The organism is Fulvimarina pelagi HTCC2506 (genome assembly GCF_000153705.1).
Taxonomy (GTDB): Bacteria; Pseudomonadota; Alphaproteobacteria; order Rhizobiales; family Rhizobiaceae; genus Fulvimarina; species Fulvimarina pelagi.
Window position 1 is genome coordinate 3,493,126 of record NZ_DS022272.1, and the last position, 11,206, is coordinate 3,504,331.

At 63.1% G+C, this 11,206-nt stretch carries 9 protein-coding genes; all 9 read left to right on the forward strand.

From position 1 onward, the window contains the following. The first annotated feature begins 48 nt into the window (after window positions 1-48). The 9 genes from FP2506_RS16190 to FP2506_RS16230 all read left to right on the forward strand — a co-directional run bounded on the left by FP2506_RS16190 (window position 49) and on the right by FP2506_RS16230 (window position 11,092). On the forward strand, window positions 49-717 hold the full coding sequence (locus FP2506_RS16190) for a DUF1236 domain-containing protein (protein WP_007068670.1): 669 nt from the start codon (window positions 49-51) through the stop codon (window positions 715-717). A 521-nt stretch (window positions 718-1,238) separates the two neighbouring features. Continuing rightward, window positions 1,239-1,607, forward strand: a complete 369-nt coding sequence (gene uraH / locus FP2506_RS16195) for a hydroxyisourate hydrolase (RefSeq protein ID WP_007068672.1) — start codon at window positions 1,239-1,241, stop codon at window positions 1,605-1,607. Continuing rightward, complete coding sequence (gene xdhA / locus FP2506_RS16200) at window positions 1,607-3,109, forward strand: xanthine dehydrogenase small subunit (protein WP_007068673.1); 1,503 nt, start codon at window positions 1,607-1,609, stop codon at window positions 3,107-3,109. Before uraH ends, xdhA begins: the two co-directional genes overlap by 1 nt. Further along, entirely contained in the window at window positions 3,109-5,526 is a 2,418-nt protein-coding gene (gene xdhB / locus FP2506_RS16205) for a xanthine dehydrogenase molybdopterin binding subunit (RefSeq protein WP_007068674.1), read from the forward strand. Before xdhA ends, xdhB begins: the two co-directional genes overlap by 1 nt. Further along, window positions 5,523-6,329: a xanthine dehydrogenase accessory protein XdhC gene (xdhC, locus tag FP2506_RS16210; RefSeq protein ID WP_007068675.1), complete on the forward strand. Its 807-nt coding sequence runs from the start codon at window positions 5,523-5,525 to the stop codon at window positions 6,327-6,329. Before xdhB ends, xdhC begins: the two co-directional genes overlap by 4 nt. Window positions 6,330-6,373: 44 nt before the next feature. Next, entirely contained in the window at window positions 6,374-7,924 is a 1,551-nt protein-coding gene (locus FP2506_RS16215) for an ABC transporter ATP-binding protein (protein WP_007068676.1), read from the forward strand. Further along, window positions 7,924-9,048, forward strand: coding sequence for an ABC transporter permease (locus tag FP2506_RS16220; protein ID WP_007068677.1), 1,125 nt, complete (start codon window positions 7,924-7,926; stop codon window positions 9,046-9,048). Before FP2506_RS16215 ends, FP2506_RS16220 begins: the two co-directional genes overlap by 1 nt. Before the next feature lie 2 nt (window positions 9,049-9,050). Further along, on the forward strand, window positions 9,051-9,959 hold the full coding sequence (locus FP2506_RS16225) for an ABC transporter permease (RefSeq protein ID WP_040490152.1): 909 nt from the start codon (window positions 9,051-9,053) through the stop codon (window positions 9,957-9,959). Window positions 9,960-9,988: 29 nt separating this feature from the next. Further along, window positions 9,989-11,092: a BMP family ABC transporter substrate-binding protein gene (locus FP2506_RS16230; RefSeq protein ID WP_007068679.1), complete on the forward strand. Its 1,104-nt coding sequence runs from the start codon at window positions 9,989-9,991 to the stop codon at window positions 11,090-11,092. Window positions 11,093-11,206 lie beyond the last annotated feature (114 nt).

Consider the following 11,206-nt stretch of genomic DNA (forward strand, 5'->3'; position numbering starts at 1 on the left):
ACCCGCCGCGAGACGACAGCGGCGGCCAAAAATTCGGAGTATATCTCGATGAAAGTTCTTCGTACCACGGCTCTCGTAGCCGGCGCTTCGCTCGCCGCTCTCGCGGCGACCCCGTCACTCGCACAGACAGCCGTTTCCTCGACCACGGATCTGAACGTTCGCGCAGGCCCGGGTCCAAACTACGAAATCATCGGCGTCCTGCCGCAGGGCTCGGCTGGTACTCTCGCCGGCTGCACTGAAGGCGGTAGCTGGTGCCAGGTCACCGTTGACGGGACGCAGGGCTGGGCTTCGGCGCAGTATCTGACAACGGACGTCGATGGTGAGACGGTCGTCGTGGTGCAGCGGCGCCAAGCAGCACCCGAAGCAATCCCCACCGTCACCTATGAGGATGATGGTGGTGCAGGCGAGGTTGCCGGTGCAGCAGCAGGTGCCACGATCGGCGCGCTTGTAGGCGGCCCGGTTGGCGCGGCCGTCGGCGGCGGTGTCGGTTTGGCGGCCGGCGCGGCTCTTAATCCGCCCGACGAGCGCGTCGAATATGTTCGCTCCAATCCGGCCGAGCCCGTCTATCTCGAGGGCGAGACCGTCGTCGGTGCGGGCATCCCGGAGAACGTCCAGCTGAACCCGGTCCCGGAATACGAATACGAATACGCCAATGTGAACGGGCAGCAGGTTCTCGTCGATCCGGGCACTAGGCAGATCGTCTACATCGTCCGCTGACTTCAGCGGTCAGAATGTATGGAAGCGGGCGTCCCTTGGGCGCCCGTTTTTCATTTTGCGTGTTTACCAAGGTCGCATCCGCACCCTGACTGTCCCAGGCGTCGGCGGTTTCGACATGAAGGTAACGATTGGCCGTTGGTAAATCGCGAAAACGAGGTAACGAAACCCGAAGCTGGTGGCCGCCTCATCAAACCGCACCAAACCGGTCGTGCTGCTGCAATCGAAGTTTTTCAGGAGACCGGACTGGTCGCTCGTTCAAGTTTCTCGACGGGATACAGAGCCGTCGCAGGACACATCTATCTCATTTGATTTTTCTGATACATGGGGGGCGGCAGTCGCGGGGTTCGTCGAATGCCATTTCGTTGCAGGAAATGGATTGGGAGGAGCGCTGAGCGCTTTGATTGTCCTGCGCTCCTGTTCTGCTTTTGGTTTCAATGCAATGGGATAGCCCTCGTTCCTCTTGCAGCCCTACGCCCTTGCAGTGCATCATCAAAGCCCAGAGAACGAAATCGAGGCGCAGGATGGCGGGCGAAAGCGGCGGCACACTGACGACCCATGTGCTGGATACCGCGACCGGCCAGCCCGCTCGCGGTCTCAGAATCAAGCTCTATTGGGTCGGCTCCAGCGGGGCCCGCGATCAGATTGCGGATTTGACCACGAACAGCGATGGCCGCTGCGACGGGCCGATTCTCGGCGCAGACGATTTCCAGATCGGGCTCTACGAACTGGTCTTCGAAGCAGGCGCTTACTTCGACGGGCTCGACCTCGATCTGCCCGACCCGAAATTCCTCGACGAAGTCGTGATCCGTTTCGGAATGAGCGAGCATACCCATTATCACGTGCCGCTTCTGATGTCTCCCTTCGGCTATTCCACCTATCGGGGGAGTTGATGAGCGATCAGTCTGCACAGCCGATCCGCTTTCTTCTGAATGGTGAGGCGCGCTCCGTCTCCGGCCAGCCCGCGACAACGACGCTTCTGCGATACCTGCGCGAGACCGAGCGCCTGACCGGCACCAAGGAAGGTTGCGCCGAGGGCGATTGCGGGGCCTGCACGGTGCTGATCTCGGAAAACGACGGCAATGGCGGCCTGAAACGCCGGCCGGTGAACGCCTGCATCCAGTTCCTGCCCGCCATGAACGGCCGCGCGATCGAGACCGTGGAAAAGCTCGGCAGCCATCGCGGCGCGGACGGGGCGGACGCCCTGCGCGAGGCGATGGTGGAGGGCCACGCCAGCCAATGCGGTTTCTGTACGCCGGGCTTCGTCGTCCAGCTCTTTTCCGCCTGGGACGGCGGAAAGCTGACGGATCGCCAGGCGGTGAAGGATCAGATTTCCGGAAACTTATGCCGCTGCACCGGCTACGGCCCGATCATCGATGCGGGCGAGACGCTGGCGAAGCTTCCGAAGCCGGACACATTAGGCGAGGATCTGGCGCTCGCCAAACGCCTTGGAGACATCCAGAACGGTGCGATCTTCCGCTACGAGGCCGAAAGCTCCGGCGGGCCGCAGCTCTGGTTCGCGCCGGAAAATGTCGACGATCTCGCTGACATCTATGGCGCGCATCCCGATGCAACCCTCGTTGCGGGTGCGACGGACGTCGGGCTTTGGGTGACCAAGCAACATCGCGATCTTTCCGTCCTCATCGACATCTCCAAGGTGCGCGATCTGCAGATGATCGAGGAGCGGCTTGGCGTCCTCTATTTCGGGGCCGGCGTCACTCATACGGAAGCGCTGGAAACCCTCGCCGATATCCACCCCGACCTCGGCGAGATGATGCGCCGCTTCGCCGGCGCGCAGATCCGCAATGCGGGTACGGTCGGCGGAAATATTGCCAACGGCTCGCCCATCGGCGACCTGCCGCCCTGTCTGATTGCCCTCGGCGCACGGCTCTATCTGCGCAAGGGTGAGGACATGCGCGTTCTCGATCTGGAGCGCTTCTTCGTCGAATACGGCAAGCAGGACCGCGCACCGGGCGAATTCGTGGTCGCGCTCGAAGTGCCGCGGCTGGAAGACGACCAGCGTTATTTCGCGCATAAAATCTCGAAACGCTTCGACTCCGACATCTCCGCCGTCATGGCGGCCTTCCGGTTGACATTCGACGGTGAGCTTGTGAGCGAAGCCCGCCTCGCCTTCGGCGGCATGGCCGGCGTGCCGAAACGGGCAAGCCATGCGGAAGCCGTGCTCTGTGGTCGGCCTTTCGATGCGGTGGCGGTCCGCGATGCGCAGGCTGCGCTCGCCGAGGATTTCCGGCCGTTGACCGACATGCGGGCGTCGAGCGAATATCGGCTGAAGGCGGCGCAGAACCTCCTCGAACGCTTCCGATTGGAACTCACCGCGGAAAGACCGGCCCGTATAGCCGGTTTCGAGACCGGCGAGGCGAGAGGAACGGCGTGATGGACGAAACCCGCATCCAGGATCGCTCCGGGGCAGGCGAACCGTCGATCGCCGAACTCGGCGAGCGCCCACCGACCCATGAACGGGCGATCAAGGGCGGCGTTCATACCAAACGCATCCACGACAGCGGCGTGAAGCATGTCTCGGGCGCTGCCCGATATGTCGACGACGAGCCTGAACTGCCGGGCACGCTGCAGATTTATATCGCCATGAGCGAGAAGGCCCATGCGCGGATCGTCTCGCTCGATGTTTCGAAAGTCCGCGATGTTCCCGGCGTCGCCTGCGTCCTGACGGCCAACGACATCCCCGGCCAGAACGACTACTCGCCGGTCTTCGGCGACGATCCGATCTTCCCGCAGACAAGCGGTCCCGAGGCCCTCGTCCAGTATGTCGGCCAGCCGATCTTCGCCGTCGCAGCCGAAACGATCGATCTCGCGAGGCGTGCGGCGAAACTTGCGATCGTCGAATACGAGGAACTGCCGGCGGCGATCACCATCGAACAGGCGCTGGCTGCAGCCGGAGAGGCGGGGCACGACCTTCTCGATCCCCATGAAATGCGGATCGGTGATGTGGATGCTGCGCTCGAGGGCGCCCCGCACCGTGTCCTCGGCCGCGTCGCGGTAGGCGGACAGGATCACTTCTATCTCGAAGGCCAGATCGCATACTCGATCCCCCTCGAAGATGGCGACGTTCTGGTGCGCTCCTCCACCCAGCACCCTTCCGAGGTCCAGCACAATGTCGCGAAGATGCTAGGTGTGCCGGACCATGCTGTGACGGTCGAGGTGCGGCGCATGGGCGGTGGCTTCGGCGGAAAGGAGAGCCAACCGGCACTCTTCGCGGCCGTTACCGCGCTTGCGGCGGTCAAGACCGGGCGGCCCGTGAAATGCCGGCTCGACCGGGACGACGACATGGAGATGACCGGCAAGCGCCACGAGGTCACGATCAATTATGCGGTCGGCTTTTCCGGGAACGGCCGCATCGCGGCGGGCGATTTCTCCCATCTCGTGCGCTGCGGTTATTCGCGTGACCTGTCCGCCGCCATCGCCGATCGGGCGATGTTCCACGCCGACAATGCCTACAGCCTTCCCGCCGCGCGCATCCTGTCGCGCCGCCTGAAGACGCATACTGTCTCCAACACCGCTTTTCGCGGTTTCGGCGGGCCGCAGGGCATGGTCGGCATCGAGCGGGTGATGGACCGAATTGCCTTCGAGACCGGGATCGATCCGCTCGACGTGCGCAAGGTCAATCTCTACCCATCCTTCGATTCAGACCGCGCGCCGGGTGTGACGCCCTATCATATGCCTGTCACCGACTCGATCATTGCCGAACTGGTCGAGGAACTGGAGGTGACATCGGGCTATCGCGCCCGGCGCGAGGCGATCCGCCAGTTCAACGCCCAAAGCCCCGTGCTGAAAAAGGGTCTCGCCCTGACGCCGGTGAAATTCGGCATCTCCTTCACCACCAGCCATCTCAATCAGGCTGGCGCGCTCGTCCATGTCTACAAGGACGGCTCCGTTCACCTGAACCATGGCGGCACGGAGATGGGGCAGGGGCTCTTCGTGAAGGTCGCCCAGGTGGTGGCCGAGGAATTCCAGATCGACATCGAAAAGGTAAAGATCACCGCGACGACGACCGCGAAAGTGCCGAACACGTCGGCGACGGCGGCCTCCTCGGGCTCCGATCTTAATGGCATGGCGGCGCAAGCGGCGGCGCGGACGATCAAGAACCGGCTGATCGACTATGCCTGTGGCCGCTATCATGTGCCCGAGGAACAGGTGGTGTTCGCGGCGAACCGTGTGCTGATCGGCAACGAGGAAAAGCGCTTCGCCGATCTCGTGGGCGAAGCCTATCTCGCCCGCATCTCGCTCTCTTCGACAGGCTTTTACGCCACGCCCGACATCCATTACGACCGCGAGAGCGCGAGCGGCCAGCCCTTCTACTATTTCGCCTATGGCGCGGCCTGTTCGGAGGTCGTCATCGACATGCTCACCGGCGAATACAAGCTTTTGCGAGCCGATATCCTGCACGATTGCGGAACATCGCTGAATCCGGCGATCGACCGGGGGCAGATCGAGGGCGGCTTCATCCAGGGCATGGGCTGGCTCACCATGGAAGAGCTCTGGTGGGACGACAAGGGACGGCTGAAGACCCACGCCCCCTCCACCTACAAGATCCCGACCGCCAACGATCGGCCGGACGATCTGCGCATCGCGATCTGGGAGAAGGGCGAGAACCGCTCCGACACGATCTATCGCTCAAAAGCCGTCGGCGAACCGCCCTTTATGTTGGCGATCTCGGTGTTCTCGGCTCTGACCGATGCGGTGATCGCAGCCGGCGACGGCAAGGCCTTCCCCGATCTCGACGCCCCGGCGACGCCGGAACGCGTATTGAAGGCGGTCGAAGGGGTCAGGGGATGAAGCAAGACGCCATCCTCGTTACCATCACTCGCGCCTACGGCTCGACGCCGCGGGAGGCAGGGGCCGCGATGATGGTCACGTCCGACCATGCCGATGGCACGATCGGCGGCGGGCGCCTGGAATTCGATGCCATCGAGACCGCCCGGCAGATGCTTGCGACCGGCGCGACGCGGGAAGAGCGCTCGGTGCCGCTGGGACCTGAAATCGGCCAGTGTTGCGGCGGCCGCGTTGATCTTCTCTTCGAACGCGCCGATGAAACCACGTTGAGCCGACGGCGCGTGGAGGCGGCGTCGCGAGATGCGATGCGGCCGAACGTCTTCCTCTTTGGCGCGGGGCATACGGGCCGTGCGCTTGCCCTTGCGCTCGCGCCTCTGCCGCTCAACGTTACGCTTGTCGATCCGCGTTCCGAGACGCTCGCCGGACTGCCCGAGTCAATTCGTACAGTCGCCGCCGCCATGCCGGAAACGATGGTCGCCGATGCCCCATCCGATGCTGCCTTTGTCGTGATGACCCATGACCATGCTCTCGATTTTCTGATCGCCGCGGAAGCGCTTCGTCGTCGGGACACCGCTTATGTCGGCATGATCGGTTCGGCGACGAAGCGCGCGCGGTTCAAGACCTATCTGAGAGAAATAGGCCTCGAGGCCGAGATCAGCCGGTTGACCCTGCCCGTAGGCGGTTCCGCGCTGCGGGACAAGCGCCCGGAAGTCATCGCCGCGATGACAGCGGCCGAGCTCTGTACATGCCTTCTTTCCGGTCAACAGAAAACAATGCCCGTTCGCTTGGCAGATGCGGTTTTGTAGTGCCATAGTGCGACGAACGAATTGAATGGGATAGCCCGCGATACATGACGTTGCGTCTCGAGCTGAACGGGATCACCAAACGCTTTCCGGGCGTGATTGCCAACGAGAACGTCTCGTTTGCCGTCGCGCCGGGCGAAATTCACGCACTCCTCGGCGAGAACGGGGCCGGCAAATCGACTCTCGTGAAGATCATCTACGGCGTCCAGCGCGCTGACGAAGGGACTATCGCCTTCGATGGACGGAAGGTCGAAATCGCTTCACCTCATGCTGCTCGGTCACTCGGCATCGGCATGGTATTCCAGCATTTCTCGCTGTTTGAGGCGATGACGGTGCTCGAGAATATCGCGCTCGGCATGGACAATCCTCCGCCTCGTCGGGAACTGGAGGAGAAAATCCGGCATGTGCTCAACACCTATGGTCTGTCGCTCGATCCGCACCGCGACGTTCATACGCTGTCGGTCGGCGAGCGCCAGCGCATAGAGATCGTCCGCGCGTTGATCCAGAACCCGAAACTGCTCATCATGGACGAGCCGACCTCCGTGCTGACGCCGCAGGAAGTGGACCGATTGTTCGACACCCTCCGCCAGCTGAAGGCCGAGGGCTGCTCGATCCTCTACATTTCCCACAAGCTTCACGAGATCAAAGCGCTATGCGACACAGCAACAGTGCTGCGCGGCGGCAAGGTGGTCGCCACCTGCGATCCGGCTGAGGAAACCGCGCGCTCCATGGCCGAGATGATGATCGGCGGCAGCCTGAAGGACCTTTCTCCCAAGAACGATGGCGTCTACGGCGAAGAGCGTTTCGCGATCTCGAACCTCTCGGCGCCCGGTGAGCCGCCCTTCGGTGTCAGCCTGAAGGACGTGTCCTTTGCGATCCGTTCGGGCGAAATCCTCGGCATCGCGGGGGTCGCCGGCAACGGCCAGAACGAGCTTATCTCGGTGCTTTCCGGCGAACGGACGGATGGCGTTTCCGGCGTTATCAGGCTTGATGGCAGCGATCTTTCCAAGCTCGGCGTCGGCGCGCGTCGGCGCGCGGGACTTGCTGCCCTTCCAGAGGAGCGGAACGGCCATGCCGCGATCGGCCAGATGACGCTTGCCGAGAACACGCTTTTGTCCGCACGAGGTCCGAAATTGCTCGCCGGCAGCGGCATTCTGCGCACCGGCAAGGCCCATGATTACGCGAGAACCGTCATCGAGGCATTCTCGGTGAAGGCGACCGGCCCGAAGGCCAAGGCCGGCAGCCTCTCCGGCGGAAACCTGCAGAAATTCGTCGTCGGCCGCGAGATCATGACCGATCCGGCGGTCTTCATCGTCTCCCAGCCGACCTGGGGCGTCGATGCGGGCGCGGCCGGCTTCATCCGTCAGGCAATGATCGACCTTGCCGCCAAGGGGGCCGCGATCCTCCTCGTCAGCCAGGATCTCGACGAACTCCTCGAGCTCTGCGACCGGCTTGCCGTGATCAACGCCGGCAAGCTGTCGGAGACGATGGACGTTAAGACGGTGTCGATCGAGAAGATCGGCCTCTTGATGGGCGGCGTCCACGGCGAGGACGACGCAGCAGCGGACGCCGAGATGCATCGCGGGAAAGCCGCGTGATGGGCTGGGAACTGGAGCCCCGGGGCGAAGCGAGCCGCAAAGCCAACCTCGCGGCCCCGGTGATCGCCGTCTTCGGCGCGCTCGTTACCGGCGCGATCCTCTTCACCTTTCTCGGCCACAACGGACTCTCGGCAGTCTACGAGATCTTCATCGCACCGCTCACCAATACCTACCGATGGCAGGACCTTCTGGTGAAAGCTGCGCCGCTCGCGATCATCGCGACGGGACTCGCGATCGGCTTTCGCGCCAATGTCTGGAATATCGGGGCGGAGGGCCAGTACATTCTCGGCGGTCTTGGCGGGACGTGGGTGGCGCTGCAGACCCTCGATATGACGGGGGGCTGGATTCTCCCAGCGATGATCCTGATGGGGATGATCTGGGGCGCGGCCTATGCAGCCGTGCCGGCAATCCTGAAGACCAAGCTCGGCGTCAACGAGATTCTTTCCTCGCTGATGCTGAATTACGTAGCGATCCAACTCCTCTATTACCTGATGCGCGCCCCGTGGAAGGATCCGATGGCCTTCGGCTTCCCGCAGACGGCGATGTTCACGTCCGACCAGACACTGCCCATGATGGCGTCAGGAACGCTCATCCATCTCGGCGTACCGATTGCCGCTGCCATCGCGCTGACCGCCTGGGGCGTCATGACCCGCACCATCGTCGGGTTTCAGGTGCGCAGCGTCGGCGCGAGCCCCAAGGCGGCGCGGTTTGCGGGCTTTTCGGCCAGTTCCACGGTCTGGCTCGCGCTGCTCGTCGGCGGCGGCCTTGCGGGACTCGCGGGTATTCTGGAAGCTTCCGGCCCGTTCGGGCAAATGGTGCCGCAATTCCCTACAGGCTACGGCTATACGGCGATCATCGTCGCCTTTCTCGGACGGCTGAACCCGCTCGGAATCCTGATCGCGAGCTTCGTGCTGGCGCTCACCTATGTGGGCGGCGAGAACGCCCAGACGGCCATCGGTCTACCGAATGCTGCGGCCGGCGTATTTCAGGCCCTGATGCTGTTCTTCCTGCTTGGCTTCGACATCCTCGCCTCCTACCGGCTTAAGCGAACCGCGCCGAAGCCTTCGCCGACTGCAAATACCAGCGGTGTCACTCCTGTGGAGGCGGAGGGAGCGAGGGCATGAGCGTGCAACTCACCGTGGCGATCATGATGACAATCGCAGGCGCCGCGACGCCGCTTCTGATTGCCGCCCTCGGCGAACTTGTCGTGGAAAAATCCGGCGTCCTGAACCTCGGCGTCGAGGGCATGATGCTGATCGGCGCTGTCGCGGGCTTCGCCGTTGCCTATTCAACCGGCGTGCCGACACTGGGTGCGATCGCAGCGCTCATTGCCGGAGCTCTCGTGTCGTCGGTCTTTGCCTTTCTGACGCTTTCGCTGATGGCGAACCAGGTCGCGACCGGCCTTGCCCTGACGATCTTCGGCACTGGCGTTTCCGCGCTCATCGGCGCGCCGTTCGTCGGCATCACGACATCGACGCTTGGACCTCTCTTTGCTTTCGATAATCCGCTTCTGCGGCTTCTCTTCGGCCACTCGCCGCTGGTTTATCTCGGCATCGCGCTCACGATTGCCGTCTGGTGGTTCCTCAAGCATTCCCGACCCGGACTCATCCTGCGCGCGGTCGGCGAATCCGACGATGCGGCGCATGCGATCGGCTATCCAGTGCTGAGGATCCGCTATCTCGCCGTCCTCTTCGGCGGAGCGATGGCGGGTCTCGCCGGGTGTTATTATTCCCTCGTTCTGACGCCGATGTGGGCCGAACGGCTGACGGCCGGGCGTGGCTGGATCGCCATCGCCCTCGTTGTCTTCGCCTCGTGGAAACCGGGCCGCGTATTGCTCGGCGCTTATCTCTTCGGGCTCGTCATCACCATGGAGCTCCAGGCCAAGGCCGCCGGCTTCAACATGTTCGCGCCGGAGTTCCTCGCCGCGCTTCCCTATCTCGCGACGGTCGCCGTTCTTGCGATCATCTCGTTCGCCCCGCAGGGTGGGGCCAATGCGCCCGCCTGCCTGGCTAAACCTTTCCGGGCCACGGCCTGACAGACAGCATGGTACAACAGGAGAGTTTCATGTTTGAGATCACCAAGCGCCGGCTTCTCGCTGCCGCCAGCATCGCCGCGATCGTCTTCGCGGTTCCGTCCACAATGGCGCAGGATTCGGGCGAGGGCGCTGGCGGTCAGGAACCGGTAAAGGCCGGCTTCGTCTATGTCGGCCCAGTCGGCGATTTCGGCTGGACATACGCCCATGACCAAGCCCGCCAATGCATGGTCGAGGAACTCGGTGACAGTGTCGAGACGACCTTCGTGGAAAATGTCGCCGAAGGTCCCGACGCCGAGCGCGTCATCCGCCAACTCGCCCAGGACGGAGCGGACATCGTCTTCACCACGTCCTTCGGCTTCGGCAACCCAACCGTGAAGGTCGCCCAGCAGTTTCCGGACGTGAAGTTCGAGCACGCAACGGGCTTCAATCCCGGCGGCGACAACATGGCACTCTACAACGCGAAGTTCTATCAGGGCCGCGCTGTGCTCGGCACAATCGCTGGTATGATGTCCGACAGCGGCAAGGCAGGCTACATCGCCTCCTTCCCGATCCCGGAAGTCGTCATGGGTATCAACGCCTTCCAGCTTGCTGCACAGAAGCAGGACCCTGAATTTACCACTCAGGTGGTTTGGGTGAACTCCTGGTACGACCCTGCGAAGGAGGCCGATGCGGCAAATGCGCTGCTTTCTCAGGGCGCCGACGTCATCACCCAGCATACGGATTCGCCCGCCCCGCTTCAGGCGGCCGAAAAGGCCGGCGCGATCGCATTCGGCCAGGCTTCCGATATGACAAGCTTTGCGCCGAACGCGCACATGACGGCGATTATCGATGAATGGTGCCCCTATTACACCAAGCGCGTTCAGGCAGTGATGGACGGCACCTGGGAGCCCGGCAATGTCTGGCTCGGCATGGAGGACGGCGAGGTGGTCATGTCCCCGTTCAATGACGCCATGCCAGACGACGTGAAAGCCGCCGCCCAGAAGGTCTACGATGATACCAAAGCAGGAAACTACGAGGTCTTCACGGGCCCGATCCGCGATCAGTCCGGCGAAATCCGTGTGCCGGAAGGCGAGACGATGACGGAAGAAGAGCTGTTGAAGATGGACTGGTATGTGGAAGGGGTACAGAGCTGAGGGCAGGCGGCCTAAGTCTCTGAACCATGGTCACCCCCTGCCTCCTGGCCGGGGTCTGTTTCGGGGGGCTCGACCCGCGACCGAGCCTCAGACATGGGTCCCCAACTCTCCTCG

Excerpts from the sequence above, each read along its gene's own strand:
- FP2506_RS16190 (WP_007068670.1), top strand. The coding sequence starts at position 49 with ATGAAAGTTCTTCGTACCACGGCTCTCGTAGCCGGCGCTTCGCTCGCC.
- uraH (WP_007068672.1), top strand. The coding sequence starts at position 1,239 with ATGGCGGGCGAAAGCGGCGGCACACTGACGACCCATGTGCTGGATACC.
- xdhA (WP_007068673.1), top strand. The coding sequence starts at position 1,607 with ATGAGCGATCAGTCTGCACAGCCGATCCGCTTTCTTCTGAATGGTGAG.
- xdhB (WP_007068674.1), top strand. The coding sequence starts at position 3,109 with ATGGACGAAACCCGCATCCAGGATCGCTCCGGGGCAGGCGAACCGTCG.
- xdhC (WP_007068675.1), top strand. The coding sequence starts at position 5,523 with ATGAAGCAAGACGCCATCCTCGTTACCATCACTCGCGCCTACGGCTCG.
- FP2506_RS16215 (WP_007068676.1), top strand. The coding sequence starts at position 6,374 with ATGACGTTGCGTCTCGAGCTGAACGGGATCACCAAACGCTTTCCGGGC.
- FP2506_RS16220 (WP_007068677.1), top strand. The coding sequence starts at position 7,924 with ATGGGCTGGGAACTGGAGCCCCGGGGCGAAGCGAGCCGCAAAGCCAAC.
- FP2506_RS16230 (WP_007068679.1), top strand. The coding sequence starts at position 9,989 with ATGTTTGAGATCACCAAGCGCCGGCTTCTCGCTGCCGCCAGCATCGCC.